A 13,043-nucleotide genomic window follows, 5' to 3' on the forward strand; every position below is an offset into this window, starting at 1 on the left:
CGGAGGATGAGCTGACGCTTCTGGTGGAGCTGGGGGTTGAGGTGGTGGACGTGATCGTGGAGCACGCGATCTACGGGGAGCTGCGGGGAAGCCTGCACATCGCCTCGCGGGAGGATGTTCGTCAGTTCATGGAGGCGTTGCGGCGGACCGGGGCCCGTCTCCTGAGCGAGCTGACGGAGGGCTTGCATCTGCATACCTTGGAGGCCCGGAGCCCAGAGATCTTAGAACGGGCACGGGAGGCGCTGCGCCAGCGAGGCTATCTCGTGGAGTAGGAGCGCCTCTTGCGAGCACCCAAGGATCCCCAATAGGGACACCTGTGAGGGCCTCCCGATATGGGGCCTGAGAGCAGGCATAAATCCTGCCCCTACGATTGGCGTTCCCACCATTCCACCATTCCGTAGGGGCACCCCTTGTGGGTGCCCCTACGAAAGAAGGAGGTGTCTCTCATGGCTGCCCTTACGATGACCTTCGACGAAGCGATCGACCGAGTGGGCCTGGGCCGGTTTCAATACAAACTGATGGCGATCTGCGGGGCGGGGTGGGCGGCCGATGCGATGGAAGTGCTGTTGATCTCCTTTGCCCTGCCGGCCATCTCGCAGGAGTGGAAGCTGACCACGACCCAGGCGGGCCTGCTGGGCACCGCCATCTTCCTGGGGATGCTGGCCGGGGCTTGGTTCTGGGGAATGTTGTCGGATCGGATCGGGCGCAAGCTGGGCTTCATCCTCACCGTGCTCATCGATTCGGGCTTCGGCCTGCTCTCCGCCTTCTCCCCGAACTTCACGACCTTGGTCCTTCTGCGGGCGCTGACCGGCTTCGGCGTAGGAGGCACGCTGCCGGTGGACTACGCGATCTTCGCGGAGTATCTGCCGCGTCAGAAGCGCGGGCGCTATCTGGTCTACCTGGAGGCGTTCTGGGCGCTGGGGGCGTTGATCGCAGCGGGCCTGGCCTGGTTGATCGTGCCGCGGGTGGGCTGGCGGCCGCTCCTGGCGATCTCCGCCCTGCCGGGCCTCATCGTCTTCTGGATCCGCCGCTACGTGCCGGAATCCCCGCGCTTCCTGTTGGTCCACGGACGGGAGGAGGAAGCCCGCGCGATTTTGGCCCAAGTGGCCCGGGAGAACGGCACTGTGTTGCCGGAGGGGATCCGGTTGACCGTGCCGGCGGCGCCTCGCGTCACGGTTGGAGATCTATGGCGCCGGCCTTACACGCGGACCACCGCGCTGCTGTGGCTGATCTGGTTCGGGATCTCCCTGGGTTACTATGGGGTGTTCACCTGGTTGCCCAGGCTCTTGGTTCAGCGCGGGTTAGATTTCCTGAAATCGTATGAATATGTTTTCATCATCACCTTGGCCCAGCTTCCCGGATACTTCTCGGCCGCTTACCTGGTGGAACAGATCGGGCGGCGGAGGACCCTGGGATTTTATCTATTGGCCAGCGGGGTCTTCACCTATCTCTTCGCCGTTGCAACCTCGCTGCCGGCCTATCTGGCGGCGGCGATCTGGATGTCGTTCTTCGCCCTGGGGGCGTGGGGAGCGTTGTACGCCTACACGCCGGAGGCGTATCCCACACAGCTGCGGACGACCGGGATGGGCGCGGCCAGCGGGATGACCCGGATCGCTGGCGCGCTCGCTCCCACCCTGGGGGGCTATCTGCTGGGGGTCTCCATGCCCTTGGCCCTCACGGTGTTCGCTGTTGCGTATGGGATTTACGGGCTGGCGGCGCTGTCGTTGCCGTATGAGACGCGGGGTCGGCCTCTGGCCGATGTGGTCGGAGAGCTTCGATGAGCAGGGCCGCTGCGCATGGGCAGGCGAGTGAGTGGGAGGGCCGCTGAAGTGGCCCTCCCACTCTGGGAGTCGGTGGCTTGACAAACCCTTCTGGCCATGTTAGATATTAAAATGGATTGCCGAGATAGCTCAGTTGGTAGAGCACCCGGCTGAAAACCGGGGGGTCGGCGGTTCGATTCCGCCTCTCGGCACTGCAGGCGGGCGTAGCTCAGCTGGTGGAGCGCCTCCTTGCCATGGAGGAGGTCGCGGGTTCGAGTCCCGTCGCCCGCTCTGGCGGCGTAGCCGAGTGGCTCAGGCAGGGGTCTGCAAAACCCCGGACGTGGGTTCGATTCCCACCGCCGCCTCTCCTGAAAATCCAACGCCCCGGGGAAGAAAACCCCGGGGCATTGGATTTAGGAAGGATTCCACCCCAACAACCGCGATCGATGGATTCGAGAATCCAAAGCCACCTCAATCAATCCCCCACATTCTAAGTGGGCGATGGGGAGGAGGCAATGAATCCGAGATTCATCAAGCAGCTGATCGCCCAAGGGGAAGGGCCCACGGTTGAATTCAAGCGGGAGGTGGATTTATCCACACGGGAGGGCCAGGCGGAGTTCTGTAAGGATCTCATGTCCCTGGCCAACATCATGAAGACTGTGGGAAAAACAAGCTATCTCCTGATCGGGGTGGATGATAACGGTGAGATTGTGGGGATGAAAAGCCTCCTAAACCATCGCCAGCTGAAGGATGCAGCGGACTTGTACTGTCAACCTCCCGTGGTATTTCGATACTGGCAGGGGTTGGTGGATGGGAAACTGGTTGGGCTGGTCATCATCCCCCAAAGCTATCGAAAGCCTCACAAATTTAAGCGGGAGTATGCCTCGGACAAGAAACGGATCGCCGAACACACGGTATTCACCAGGCATCTATCCCACGTGGTGGTTGCCAGTCCCGAGGAAATCGTGGCACTGGATCAGGAAGCTGCTGCAGAGCGACGCCGAAGGACCTTATTGCTCTTTGGCGTTTTATTGCTTCTGCTTGTCTCGCTGATTCCATTGACGATCTGGACAGGGATCGTGTATGCGCAGCCGATTCAGGAGTTCACGACGATGATCTTTCCTCAAGGTCTCCCACTGCTTCCCTCGGGCATTGATCCGAAATCAGCCCCGTTGCATACAAATCAGGTAGAAAGGATGCTGGTTAGTCTAGGGAACCAACCATTTGAGGCTGTTTATTCGTCAAGAATTGTGTTTGATAACAACGAATATGTGTCAGAAATCACCATGGAATACAATGATCGCAACAACTGGAAAGCAACTGTGAAGGCGAATTATGGATTGGTCGCATGGCAAGGCGGTGGGGAACTCATTTTTGCCAGAAAAGATGGAACATACTACGAACTTGATAATTTTCAAAAAATATATTTGCCAAATGAAATACCGTATTATCGAAGTATATTTGAAGCAATTGGCAATTTAAGAGAACCTTATGGCAGTTTGGACATTCCTCTGGCAATGAGCATTGAAACAGAGCGCCAATACAAACCCTGGCGAAAGCTAGTTAGGATATCAGGGAGGCTAGCGAAGGTTTATGAAAGACAGGTGGAAGTTGGCGCTTATCATATGAGCGACCGCTTTGAAGGAATTTTGAGCGAGAAAGTTTATGTTGATGTCGATAGAAATACCCTCATCAAGTACGAAGGTTCCGCGAACTTGAGCGGAACTAAGGATGGGAAACCGTCAAAAATTTATTACGAGATCGGGTTCATGGTTACATCTTATGGGAATCCACTAAACATAGATTGGTCGTTTCTACAAAATTCCGAACATCGTTAGAGCTGGCGATGCTCTAAGGTTCGGTAGGCATATCTCTGGATCGCCATCTCATTGGGTTGGCTTGAAACTCTAATGGCCATCCCATCGGCTCGAAAGACTGGCGCAGGGAGAATCGAGATGATCGCGCATCTTATTCCACTGGAAGAAGCCGCCGCTCGTCTGGGGCTCAAGCCCCAGACCTTGATCCGGTATGCCCGATCGGGTAAAATAGGAATCAAACTGTTCAGGTTTGGAGAGATGATTCTAGTCGAGACCCCCGCTGAAGAGCAGACCGAGAGGGAGCCCCGTTTGGTCATGGCGGAAGGGGAGATGGGGATCACTCAGCGCGAGGCAGAACGAAAGTATGGCGTGCCTCAACGAACTATTTCCCGCTGGATCCAGCAGGGCTTGATTAGGGTAATTTCCCCAGGCAAGCGCGGGAAGCCATACAGGCTTATCGAAGAGGACGTAGCACATTTGGCAGAGATCTATCACGCTGTGCGCAAGGAATCCGCCCACGGTTTCAAGGGGAAACGAATGCGTTTGCTCCTTCAACGCATGGAGAGCATGAAGCTGAATGGGAAGTAATTCCCGAATGCTCCAAGAAGCCCTCGAAGGCCCTTGTCAGAAATTTCTGACAAGGGCCTTTTTTCTTGACTTTCACTGAGACATCTCTTGACAAACTGAGACACATTACCGTATAATCGAAGGCAAGCGCTGTGGGCAATCCGCGAGGGGGCAAAGACTGATGGAACTGGTGATAGGAGCTATCATTACGATCGCCCTGGGCGTCTTGCTCCTTAGGGCAGGAGTCCCGTTGCTGGGAGGCCTCCTCGCTGCCGCCCTCGTCTTAGCGCTCCTCCTGGCCACGAGCCAGGCTATTTCCCTGATGCTCTCCCTGGTGGCCATCCTCCTGCTTTCGCTTCTCCTTCTGGCCGGAGCCGGTGCGGTGGCGTATCTCTTCTTCCGCTTGCCCTTCCGGCGGGAAGCCTCGCACGGGGCCTGGCTCCCCGGTCCGTATGCCTATTGGGGACGGATGCCCCAAGAAGAAGCGCCCACACTGCCTGCATCCCCTCTCTCCGCTTTGCCTCCTTATGGGCTTCCGTATCTCGGATATCCGGCGATCCCTTTGGAGGAAGAAGACGATGAAGACCTGGTTCCTCCATGGTGGGCATAGAGTCCTGGGTTTAGGGATCGCCGGGATAGTGCTTCTTTTGGCGGCCTCCTGTGGCTCCGGCTCCGCCTCTCCCTATGCTCCGCGTCCCCCAGCGGTCTCCACAGCCTATCAGGCTACTGTGGAGCAAGGGGCGGTGGAGCTCTACTTGAGTGGAATCCGAGCGGAGGCAACCCTCCAAAGGGTCCGGGCATTGGAGACGGCCACCGCCGTCGCCGGGAGAGCAACGGCCACCGCCCAGGCCCAGGCGATCGCCGCCACCCGCGCCGCTTGGGAGATCCAGGCCACCCGCACCGCCTGGGAGGCCACCGCCACGGCCCAGGCCCGCGCCCAGGCGATGGCGGCTACCGCTACTGCCGCCGCTTGGAGCCAATCGGCTACGGCTACCCGATCGGCCTGGGAGGTGGGCGCCACAGGCACGGCCGTCCACGCGGCCGCTGCGGCCACCGCCCAAGCCGCCCAAGCGGAGCAGGCCCGGCTGGTGGCCGAGCGGGAACGGCTCACCTATCCGCTCCGTGCCTATGGGCCCTGGGTGATGGCCTTTACGATGTTCTTCCTCATGGCCTGGGCCGCGCGCCGACTCGTGCGGGCGGCTGAGAACCGGATTCGAGCCATCCCTCGGGATACCCGAGGGGACGCGCCCATTCTGGTGCTTCCCCTTCAAGGTGGTGGTGAGGTGATTGTCGATCCCGATCGGTCCTTTGGGCCGGCGCTGGAGATCCGGGGTGGCGTGGCCCAGCCACAGCTGGCTCCGCCTGACTATCAAGCTGCGGTCACCGCCCGGGACCAGGCGGTGGACCTGGTCAATCGGGGGCTGCCGGGACAAGCCCCCCGTCGCCGGCGGCTTCCGCCGGGGTTCGAGGGCGGGCTGCGTCGGGTGATGGTCTTGCGGCGGCTGGATCAGGCGGCGATGGCGGGGATCCTTCCGCCGCCAATGGCTCAGGCTCTGGAAGCAGATTGGCGACGCGTCCAAGAGGAGGAGGGAGAAGCGCAATGAATGAGGCCCTCCAGACCTGGAACGCGATCCTGACCGTTCTCCGCCAGCGGGGGCTTCTTCGAGACGAAGCCCCTGTCGCCGACGGCATCATCTTGCCTGACCGGCTGGTCTTCGTCCTGGACATGGAGCGGATGGGAGGGATTCCGCGGGAGGCCTGGCTGGATCGGGACCTCCATCTCCAGATCCGGGCCACCCTGGGGGGGCGACCGGTGACCGTCACCGACTCCTTCGGCCTGGCGGTGCAGGTCGGCCGTTTCCCCCTCCCGCCCCGCCAGCCTCTTCCCCGACACGTCCCACTGGACCTCTCCCACCGCCCCGCCGGGATAGATCTGGCGGTCCCCTTGGGGGTTGGGCATCGCGGGCCCCTCTGGGCTTCCCTCCCGGATTTAGGCCACATCCTGGTCGGCGGCACCACGCGGACCGGGAAAACGGCATGGATCCGCTCGGCGGTGGTGGCTCTGACGTCGGCTCACACAGCCGATGAGGTCCGCATCGCCGTCGTGGACCCCAAGGGGATCGACTTCGCCAACTGGCGCCCGCCGCATCGAATCGACGTGGCCACTGATGTGGATGAGGCCGCCCGCCTGATCGGCGACATCCTGGGCGAGGCGGAGGCCCGCCAGGGGCGCTTCGCGGCCACAGGGGCGACCTCCCTGGCTGCCTATCGGAAAGCCGTGGGGATGCTTCCGGCGGTGGTGCTGGTCGTCGATGAGTTCGTGGACCTGGCGGTCCTGGCAGGACTGCGTAGCCCCCTCTATCGGAGCCTGCTTCGCTTGGCCTCCAAGGGGGCCGGCCTGGGGATCTATCTCATCTTGGCGGCCACCAACCCCAAGGCCGAGATCATCAACACGCTGATCCGCGCTAATTGCTCGACACGATTGGCCTTCCGCTGCGCAGAGCGGCGACAGTCCGAGGCCATCCTGGAGCAGCCGGGGGCGGAGGCCCTCCCGCCCATCCCGGGGCGGATGCTGGCCCGGCTCCCTGGGCGACCCAGGCTTCTGGAACTTCAGGCTTACTTCGTGGAGGCCCTGCCCTCGGTGGGAGGCCCGACCCTTCGCCCGGAGGAGCGAGAGCTGGTGGCCTACGCGGTGGAGCGTCTGGGCGGGACCTTTCCGATTGGGCAGCTGGCGGAGGCCTTCAAGGGAAAGCTCAGCGCATGGCGGATCCGGCAGATCGCGGAGGAGTGGGAGCGACGGGGATGGCTGACCCGTCCGCGCCACGCCACGGATCCCCGTCGGGTGACGGATGCACTCCTCGAGGCCGCAGGGCTGGGCCGCACAGGCGCATAGGCCGCACAGGCCGCACAGGGGTCACATAGGGCGCATAGGCCTGTGCGGCGGGCGAGCGCAAGAAGGAGGCAAGCGATGACGGTCATTGGATTCGTGACTTACGAAGACTTTCGCAGCGAGATCCAGGGCGCTCAGATCTCGGTAGTCCGGCTTCAGGACTATTACCGGATCCACCGAAGCGATGGGGGAATGCGGTGGTTCCAGTTCTTCGTGGAGTTGGCTGCTGCCCACGGTGAGGAGATCTATGTGGCCCGTTTCCCCATGGGCGAGATCCTGGACATGCCGGGGAAGGAGGAGGAAATCGAGCGGGTGAAGGGGCGGGCGAGCAAGTTAATGGACTTCCTCCGCCGCGACCTGGAGGGTCTGGGCGTGAAGGTGCGCCCGGGGTTGGTCGCTGCGGCGGCGGAGGCCAAGATCGTCACCACCCTCCCCTCGCTCGAAAGGGACTATGAGACGGAAGGCGAGAGATGACACGGCGCGATCGGCTCATCGGCCACTCAATCTCTTCCAGGAGGAAGGCCATGTACCACAAGCTCATCATCACGGGCCATCTGGGGACGGACCCCGAGATGCGCTTCACCCCGGAGGGGACGCCGGTGACGTCGTTCCGGATGGCCAGCAACACCCGGTATCGGGACGCCAGCGGGGAGCAGAGAGAGGAAACGATCTGGTTCCGGGTGTCGGTCTTCGGGCGCCAGGCCGAGATCGCCAATCAGTATCTGCAGAAGGGGCGCCCGGTGCTGGTGGAAGGGCGGCTGCGGCCGGACCCGGAGACCGGCGGCCCGCGCATCTTCCGCCGCTCCGACGGGACGGCGGGGGCGGTGTATGAAGTACGGGCGGATCGCATTGTGTTCATCGGGCCGCGGCCCGTGGAGGCGCCGCCGGCGGTGGAGGCGGAGGAGCCCGCGCTGGAGGAGCCCGGGGCCGTCGAGGAGGACATCCCGCTTTGATCCCTGGATCTCCCCGGATGGACTTGCTTCCCTCTTCCCTCCATCCGGGGACTTGAGGAGGAGGACGTGATCCGATTCGAGCCGCCGCCGCGCGGATTCTTTCGGACCCATCGCGCCGCCGTGGAGCGGCTGCAGGCGGGCGGCCTGTCGATCGGCGCCTTCGCGCTGTATCACGTGCTGGCCTATTACGGATGGCGCGATGGCCGGATTGCGGGCCGACCGTCGGATTGGGCCGCATCCATGCGGATCCCGCTGGGGGTCCTGGAGCTGTGGCTGGCCGAGCTGGAGCATGCGGGGCTGATTGAGCGGCTGGGCGATGGATGGGCGCTTGCGGCCCACCGCGGCCCCTCGGCAGGCATCTCGGCCGGGGCTGTTAAGGGACTGAGGGCGTTCTCCGCCCAAGATAGTCCCGCTCCGTGAGCTGGGTTCTTGCGCCGAGGAGGGGCGTATGCGAGGCCGAAAGCCTTTCCCTCAGCCGGAGCTGCCGCCGAAAGGCCATTTCCGCGTCTCCTGCGAGGCGGCCGAGCTGATGAGAGACGGACGCCTCCGGGCGACGGACGTGGCGGTTTACCTGGTGCTCGCCATGTTCGCCTGGGACGGCCAGCCGGTCCGGGTGTCCGTAGAGACCCTGGCGGAGTGGGTCCGGATCTCCCGGGAAGCCGCCAGCCGATCCCTGGGCCGGCTGGCCCGGGAGGGGCTGGTCGAGCGGCTGCCGGACGGCCGAATTTCTGTGATCCCCAAATCACGTGATTTCCCGAAATCACGTGATTCCACGATCACAGAAATTCACCCCCCCATACCCCCCCATGAAGACAACATGGTGGTGGTGGAAGACATGAATCCACCACCACCCCATGATTTTTTAGATAGGGGGGGTACAGGGGGGGAAAATTCCTGTGATCCCCAGATCACAGGAATTCCAGATCACGTGATTTCCAAATCACGTGATTTCAGGATCACAGAAATTCCGGCGGTCTGGCGGGGGGTGGCGGCCCAGATCGGGGTCACGTCGGCGGACGGGGTTCGGGCGCTGGCCCAATCTGGGATCCCTCCGCGCCGGCTTCTGGCCCTCTGGGAGCATCACCGCGCCCAGCGGGGCGGCCCGGGGGTCGGGGCCTTCCTGGCCAACCTGCGGGAGAACCCCGAGGGGATGGCCGCCCTGGCGGAGCGCCTGCAGGCCTCGGGCCGTCTGGGCCCGCCGATCTGCCCCCGCTGCGGGGGGGACGCCCGCCGGTCCCCGTGGGATCCCCGCCCGCGCGGCGAATGCCCCGCCTGCGGCGCCCGGCTGCGGGAATGCGCCCGCTGCTGGGAGATGGCTGAGGAGGGGCCGTGCCCGTGGTGCGGGGCGGATCCTCCGGATCCGGCGCCGGAGGGCGAGGGGGAGGCGGCCTTCCCGGAGGCCCTCCGGCCGCTGGCCGAGGCCTTCGCGGAGGCCGTCGGGCGGCCCGCTCCCGTCCGGGAGCCGGAACGCTCCCGGTGGATCCGGGAGCTGGAGGCCATCCAGGCGGCCGGAATCGAGCCGGAGCTCCTGTTCCAGGCGGCCCGGCGGCTGCAGGAGCGGGGGCGCTTGCCAAACTCGCCCGGGGACGCCTTCCACGTCGCCTGGGATCTGAAGGGGGTGCAGGATGGCTGAGAGCTGGACTTGGTCTCCGGACTCCGGCACGCGGCCGGCGAGATCCGCGCCGGCCCGGATCTGCGCGGTGCCCGGATGCGGGGCGTGGGCCGACGCGGAGATCCGGGGGCTGGCCCTGTGCCGGGACTGCGTCGAGCTGTTCGCGCGAGCATACCGGATTCCGATCGATCCGATCGCGAAGGAGGGCAAGAATGCTGGCGGCTTTTGATCCGGGATACGGCGCGGTGAAGCTGGCCTTCGACGGGGGGACGGTGCTGCTGCCCTCGGCCGTGGCCGCGGATGGAGGCCGGACGATCCGCGCGATGGCGGGCCTTCGGGCGCGGCGGCCTCCGCTGGAGGTGACCCTGCCCGACGGGCAGCGGTTCTTCGTCGGGGAGGGCGCCCATGACTGGGGGCGGCCGGTGGAGAACCTGGATTTCGAGCGGCTGACCGGCAGCCCGGAGATGCGCGCCCTGTTCTATGGGGCGCTCACGGCGGCCGGGATCGAAGGACCCCTGCGGCTGATGGTGGGCCTGCCCATCGAAGTGCTTTCCGGCCCGGACGCGGAGGCGGCGGTGAGGGCCGTGAAGGCCTTCCTGCGGGGCCCTCACCGGTGGATCGCTTCCGGCCGGGAGCGGGCGGTCGAGGTGGCGGACGTGGGGGTCACCGGCCAGCCGGTGGGGGCGCTGTTCGATTACTTCCTCGACGATTCGGGCGCCTTCGTCCCGGAGCGCCGGGCGGACTTCTCGAAAGAGATCGGCGTGATCAACATCGGAATGAACACGGTGGACCTCCTGGCGGCCCGTCAGGGGGTCCTGGTGCAGCGGATGACCGGCGGGGAGACCCTGGGGGTGAGGCGGCTGCTGAGCCTGCTGAACCCGGACGGCCTCTACACCCTGGCGGAGCTCGATGAGCGGCTGCGGGCCCGCCAGGTGGATCTGTCCGGAGCGCTCCCGATCTGGGAGCGGGAGGTCCTCGGATTCATCGAGCGCCAGTGGGGGAAGGCGTTCCGCCGCTTCGCCCGGGTCATCGCCGTGGGCGGCGGGGCGCTGCTGCTGGGGCCCGCGCTGGCCAGGCGCTTCGACCGGATCTGGATCCCGGACGATCCGGTGATGGCCACCGCCCGCGGGCTGCTGAAGTTCGCCCGCAAGCAGGCGCAGCGGAGGGAGGCCTGATGGGCCGGCGGGGACGGCCCCGGAAGGAGGGGCGCCCGGTGGTGGTGCACATCCGCCTCCGCCTGTGGCCGGGGGAGGATGACGACCTGATTCGCCTGCTGGCGACCCCCCGCCTGCGGGCCCGCATCGTCCGGGCCGCCCTGCGGGGGGCGGATCTCTCCCGCCTGGCGGAGGCCTCCAATGGCCCCTCGGAGGAGGAGATCCTGGACGCCTTCGGGCGGCTGGTTTTTTAGTCTCACAAAAAATTGGGGGTTTTCTGTGCTACCGGAAATTCTGCGCCTGATGGATCTTCTGCCGGCGGTTCTCGCTTCCGCCGGCATCGGATTCCTGGCCGGCCTGGCGGTCGGGCGGGCCATGGGCCGGCGATAGGGGGGACGATGAGGGATCTGCGGGACGAGCTGGCGCTTCTGGAGCGGCTGTATCGGGATCCCGTGGCCCGGGTTCGGGCCTGGGAGGCCCGCAGGAAAGCGGGCGACTACCCGGGGGCGGAGGCCGCCCTGCGGGGGAGGATCGCCGACCTGATCCTCCTCCTGATGCTGTGGGTGCGGGGCGGCCGCCCCCCGATGCTGCCGAACTGAGGAGGGCGGGCGATGCGGAAGGCGATCGAGATCGCGGCCCTGATGGCCGCGGCGTTCCTGGACGGCGTCCTGCTGGGCGCGATGCTGGTGTTCCTGGACTTCCTGGTCCTGGACGGGCCGGACCGGCTGGAGCCGGTCCGCCGGTGGTATCAGGAGGCGGCGGGCCTTCCCCCAGCGGCGGTCAACGCCCTGCATGTCCTGTCCATGGGGCCGGGGTGGGTTCTGGCCCTGTGGGGCTACGGGCGGCTCTCCCGGGCCATGAAGGCCCGCGGGGTCCCCCTGATCCTGCGGGCGCTTCCCGCCGTTCTGGGGATGCTCCTGGTCCTGGCCGCCATGTTCGCGTGGGAGTCTTCCCTCCCGCGCTTCCGGTGGGCATAGGCCGCCGCCTCCGGCGGGGCCTTCCGGATCTCCGGCGTCCGCCGGGATCCCATCCGGCTTCCGCCGGGTTCGATCCCTTCCTCCGGCCCGCCTCCGGCGGGCCTTCCCCGGGATCGAACCCGGCTCCCGGGACGAAAAACCCCAACCGCAAGTCTGATGGGGGAACGCATGACCGACGACGGCGGAGTCCGCTTCCCATCGAACCTGGACGTCAAGGCCGGGCGGATCGTGGGGGACGACGCCCGGGCCTTTCGCACCCGGAGCGGCGGGATTCGGATCGCTTTCCGGATCGCCGTGCCCCGATCGGCCGGGCAGCCCCCCAAGCGGGACCGCTCCGGCAAGCCGCTCCCCTACGACTTCTTCACGGTGGTGGCCTACGGGGAGCGGTGGCTGTCCCTTTTGCCTCGCCTCCGGCGAGGCATGAAGGTCCTGGTGGTGGGCTGGACCCAGAGCCGGGACCTGGAGGACGGCCGGGTGGTGGTGGAGACGGTGGCCGAGCGGATCGCCGTGCTGGACACCGGGTCTCTGGACCATCCTCCGCCTCCGGCGGAGGCGGTCCGGATCGAGGAGGAGTAGGGGATGGAGATCGAGATCGAGCGGTCCTGGATCGCCCGCGTCCTGGCGGCCCTGGCGGCGCTTCTCCTGCTCGCCCCCATGGGGGTAGGCCTCGTGGTCACCCCCTATGACGCCTCGGGGCGGGCGATCCTCCTCTCCCGGGACCTTCTGGAGGCCCGGGCCTTCCTGGAGGAGGCCCGCCGGGTCCAGCTCGCCCTTTCGGAGCTGGACCGGGAGATGGAGGCGCTCGCGTCCGCCCCGGCCCTTCTGCCCACGCCCCATCCGGGCGCCCCGGCGGCCGCCGCGCCGCCCGTGGCGCGCCCCATGACGCTTCTCGAGCGGACCCGGGAGGCCTCCCGGATCCTGCGCCGGCTGCAGGAGCTGGCGGTGGGCTTCGAGGGGAGGCCCGCGCCGGCAGGGCTGGAGCCGGCGCGGGAGCGGGCCCGGGCGGCCCTGCAGGCCTTCGCCCGCCGGGGGACAGCCCTGGCGGACTACCTGGCCGTCCCCACCCCCGAGGGCTGGGAGCGGCTGCGGGCGGAGGCGGAGGCCTCCCGGAAGGCTCTCCGGGATCTGGAGGAGGCGCTGCGGTGACGGATCGCGCCCAGATCCTGCTGCTCCGCCAGCAGCTGGAGGCCGCCCTGGCCCTGAAGGAGAAGGCGGAGGAGGCGGCCCGCCAGGCCATGGCGGCCCTGCACCAGGCCTGCCGCCAGCTCATCCCGGCCGCCTATGACGAGGCCCGGGCGAAGGGGCTTCTGCCC

The 13,043-nt window shown here is 65.8% G+C and carries 18 protein-coding genes and 3 tRNA genes; all 21 read left to right on the plus strand.

Features of this window, described 5'->3' with window-relative positions; translation table 11 throughout:
- Window positions 1-272: 3H domain-containing protein (locus ACFMO5_RS04085; RefSeq protein WP_376791486.1), on the plus strand; the 272-nt coding region annotated here is incomplete at its 5' end.
- A gap of 174 nt (window positions 273-446) precedes the next feature.
- Window positions 447-1,781 carry an MFS transporter gene (locus ACFMO5_RS04090; RefSeq protein WP_376791487.1) on the plus strand — a complete coding sequence of 445 codons (1,335 nt, stop codon included), beginning with the start codon at window positions 447-449 and terminating at the stop codon, window positions 1,779-1,781.
- A 118-nt stretch (window positions 1,782-1,899) separates the two neighbouring features.
- Window positions 1,900-1,972, plus strand: a tRNA-Phe gene (locus tag ACFMO5_RS04095).
- Between the two features lie 6 nt (window positions 1,973-1,978).
- A tRNA-Gly gene (locus tag ACFMO5_RS04100) sits at window positions 1,979-2,051 on the plus strand.
- Between the two features lie 2 nt (window positions 2,052-2,053).
- Window positions 2,054-2,125: transfer RNA gene (locus ACFMO5_RS04105), tRNA-Cys, on the plus strand.
- 150 nt (window positions 2,126-2,275) lie between these two features.
- The gene (locus ACFMO5_RS04110; RefSeq protein ID WP_376791488.1) at window positions 2,276-3,598 is read left to right on the plus strand and encodes a helix-turn-helix domain-containing protein; all 1,323 of its coding nucleotides are present in this window, start codon (window positions 2,276-2,278) and stop codon (window positions 3,596-3,598) included.
- A 117-nt stretch (window positions 3,599-3,715) separates the two neighbouring features.
- Window positions 3,716-4,165 (plus strand): MerR family transcriptional regulator, encoded by a 450-nt coding sequence (locus ACFMO5_RS04115; RefSeq protein ID WP_376791489.1) that lies wholly within the window; start codon window positions 3,716-3,718, stop codon window positions 4,163-4,165.
- Between the two features lie 160 nt (window positions 4,166-4,325).
- Entirely contained in the window at window positions 4,326-4,754 is a 429-nt protein-coding gene (locus ACFMO5_RS04120; protein WP_376791490.1) for a hypothetical protein, read from the plus strand.
- Window positions 4,723-5,748 (plus strand): hypothetical protein, encoded by a 1,026-nt coding sequence (locus tag ACFMO5_RS04125; protein WP_376791491.1) that lies wholly within the window; start codon window positions 4,723-4,725, stop codon window positions 5,746-5,748. The genes ACFMO5_RS04120 and ACFMO5_RS04125 overlap by 32 nt, the downstream gene beginning before the upstream one ends.
- Window positions 5,745-7,037: an FtsK/SpoIIIE domain-containing protein gene (locus ACFMO5_RS04130; RefSeq protein ID WP_376791492.1), complete on the plus strand. Its 1,293-nt coding sequence runs from the start codon at window positions 5,745-5,747 to the stop codon at window positions 7,035-7,037. The genes ACFMO5_RS04125 and ACFMO5_RS04130 overlap by 4 nt, the downstream gene beginning before the upstream one ends.
- Window positions 7,038-7,112: 75 nt before the next feature.
- Window positions 7,113-7,508 carry a hypothetical protein gene (locus ACFMO5_RS04135; protein WP_376791493.1) on the plus strand — a complete coding sequence of 132 codons (396 nt, stop codon included), beginning with the start codon at window positions 7,113-7,115 and terminating at the stop codon, window positions 7,506-7,508.
- 50 nt (window positions 7,509-7,558) lie between these two features.
- Window positions 7,559-7,987 (plus strand): single-stranded DNA-binding protein, encoded by a 429-nt coding sequence (locus ACFMO5_RS04140; protein ID WP_376791494.1) that lies wholly within the window; start codon window positions 7,559-7,561, stop codon window positions 7,985-7,987.
- Window positions 7,988-8,053: 66 nt separating this feature from the next.
- A complete protein-coding gene (locus tag ACFMO5_RS04145) occupies window positions 8,054-8,407 on the plus strand; it encodes a hypothetical protein (RefSeq protein WP_376791495.1) in 354 nt (117 codons plus the stop codon).
- A 28-nt stretch (window positions 8,408-8,435) separates the two neighbouring features.
- Window positions 8,436-9,620, plus strand: coding sequence for a helix-turn-helix domain-containing protein (locus ACFMO5_RS04150; RefSeq protein WP_376791496.1), 1,185 nt, complete (start codon window positions 8,436-8,438; stop codon window positions 9,618-9,620).
- The gene (locus ACFMO5_RS04155) at window positions 9,613-9,828 is read left to right on the plus strand and encodes a hypothetical protein (RefSeq protein ID WP_376791497.1); all 216 of its coding nucleotides are present in this window, start codon (window positions 9,613-9,615) and stop codon (window positions 9,826-9,828) included. The genes ACFMO5_RS04150 and ACFMO5_RS04155 overlap by 8 nt, the downstream gene beginning before the upstream one ends.
- Window positions 9,812-10,774 (plus strand): hypothetical protein, encoded by a 963-nt coding sequence (locus tag ACFMO5_RS04160; RefSeq protein ID WP_376791498.1) that lies wholly within the window; start codon window positions 9,812-9,814, stop codon window positions 10,772-10,774. Before ACFMO5_RS04155 ends, ACFMO5_RS04160 begins: the two co-directional genes overlap by 17 nt.
- Window positions 10,774-11,007, plus strand: coding sequence for a hypothetical protein (locus tag ACFMO5_RS04165; RefSeq protein ID WP_376791499.1), 234 nt, complete (start codon window positions 10,774-10,776; stop codon window positions 11,005-11,007). The genes ACFMO5_RS04160 and ACFMO5_RS04165 overlap by 1 nt, the downstream gene beginning before the upstream one ends.
- Before the next feature lie 144 nt (window positions 11,008-11,151).
- Window positions 11,152-11,352 carry a hypothetical protein gene (locus tag ACFMO5_RS04170; RefSeq protein ID WP_376791500.1) on the plus strand — a complete coding sequence of 67 codons (201 nt, stop codon included), beginning with the start codon at window positions 11,152-11,154 and terminating at the stop codon, window positions 11,350-11,352.
- A 12-nt stretch (window positions 11,353-11,364) separates the two neighbouring features.
- Entirely contained in the window at window positions 11,365-11,730 is a 366-nt protein-coding gene (locus ACFMO5_RS04175; RefSeq protein WP_376791501.1) for a hypothetical protein, read from the plus strand.
- A 168-nt stretch (window positions 11,731-11,898) separates the two neighbouring features.
- Complete coding sequence (locus tag ACFMO5_RS04180; protein ID WP_376791502.1) at window positions 11,899-12,306, plus strand: single-stranded DNA-binding protein; 408 nt, start codon at window positions 11,899-11,901, stop codon at window positions 12,304-12,306.
- Window positions 12,307-12,309: 3 nt separating this feature from the next.
- Complete coding sequence (locus ACFMO5_RS04185; protein WP_376791503.1) at window positions 12,310-12,876, plus strand: hypothetical protein; 567 nt, start codon at window positions 12,310-12,312, stop codon at window positions 12,874-12,876.
- The last annotated feature ends 167 nt before the right edge of the window (window positions 12,877-13,043 follow it).

It is taken from the genome of Thermoflexus sp. (assembly GCF_042408365.1).
GTDB lineage: Bacteria > Chloroflexota > Anaerolineae > Thermoflexales > Thermoflexaceae > Thermoflexus.

Bases quoted from the DNA above. Each gene is read 5' to 3' on its own strand.
- ACFMO5_RS04175 (WP_376791501.1), top strand. From the start codon at position 11,365: ATGCGGAAGGCGATCGAGATCGCGGCCCTGATGGCCGCGGCGTTCCTG.
- ACFMO5_RS04135 (WP_376791493.1), top strand. From the start codon at position 7,113: ATGACGGTCATTGGATTCGTGACTTACGAAGACTTTCGCAGCGAGATC.
- ACFMO5_RS04155 (WP_376791497.1), top strand. From the start codon at position 9,613: ATGGCTGAGAGCTGGACTTGGTCTCCGGACTCCGGCACGCGGCCGGCG.
- ACFMO5_RS04165 (WP_376791499.1), top strand. From the start codon at position 10,774: ATGGGCCGGCGGGGACGGCCCCGGAAGGAGGGGCGCCCGGTGGTGGTG.
- ACFMO5_RS04115 (WP_376791489.1), top strand. From the start codon at position 3,716: ATGATCGCGCATCTTATTCCACTGGAAGAAGCCGCCGCTCGTCTGGGG.
- ACFMO5_RS04150 (WP_376791496.1), top strand. From the start codon at position 8,436: ATGCGAGGCCGAAAGCCTTTCCCTCAGCCGGAGCTGCCGCCGAAAGGC.
- ACFMO5_RS04140 (WP_376791494.1), top strand. From the start codon at position 7,559: ATGTACCACAAGCTCATCATCACGGGCCATCTGGGGACGGACCCCGAG.
- ACFMO5_RS04130 (WP_376791492.1), top strand. From the start codon at position 5,745: ATGAATGAGGCCCTCCAGACCTGGAACGCGATCCTGACCGTTCTCCGC.
- ACFMO5_RS04185 (WP_376791503.1), top strand. From the start codon at position 12,310: ATGGAGATCGAGATCGAGCGGTCCTGGATCGCCCGCGTCCTGGCGGCC.
- ACFMO5_RS04090 (WP_376791487.1), top strand. From the start codon at position 447: ATGGCTGCCCTTACGATGACCTTCGACGAAGCGATCGACCGAGTGGGC.
- ACFMO5_RS04180 (WP_376791502.1), top strand. From the start codon at position 11,899: ATGACCGACGACGGCGGAGTCCGCTTCCCATCGAACCTGGACGTCAAG.
- ACFMO5_RS04110 (WP_376791488.1), top strand. From the start codon at position 2,276: ATGAATCCGAGATTCATCAAGCAGCTGATCGCCCAAGGGGAAGGGCCC.
- ACFMO5_RS04120 (WP_376791490.1), top strand. From the start codon at position 4,326: ATGGAACTGGTGATAGGAGCTATCATTACGATCGCCCTGGGCGTCTTG.
- ACFMO5_RS04160 (WP_376791498.1), top strand. From the start codon at position 9,812: ATGCTGGCGGCTTTTGATCCGGGATACGGCGCGGTGAAGCTGGCCTTC.
- ACFMO5_RS04125 (WP_376791491.1), top strand. From the start codon at position 4,723: ATGAAGACCTGGTTCCTCCATGGTGGGCATAGAGTCCTGGGTTTAGGG.
- ACFMO5_RS04170 (WP_376791500.1), top strand. From the start codon at position 11,152: ATGAGGGATCTGCGGGACGAGCTGGCGCTTCTGGAGCGGCTGTATCGG.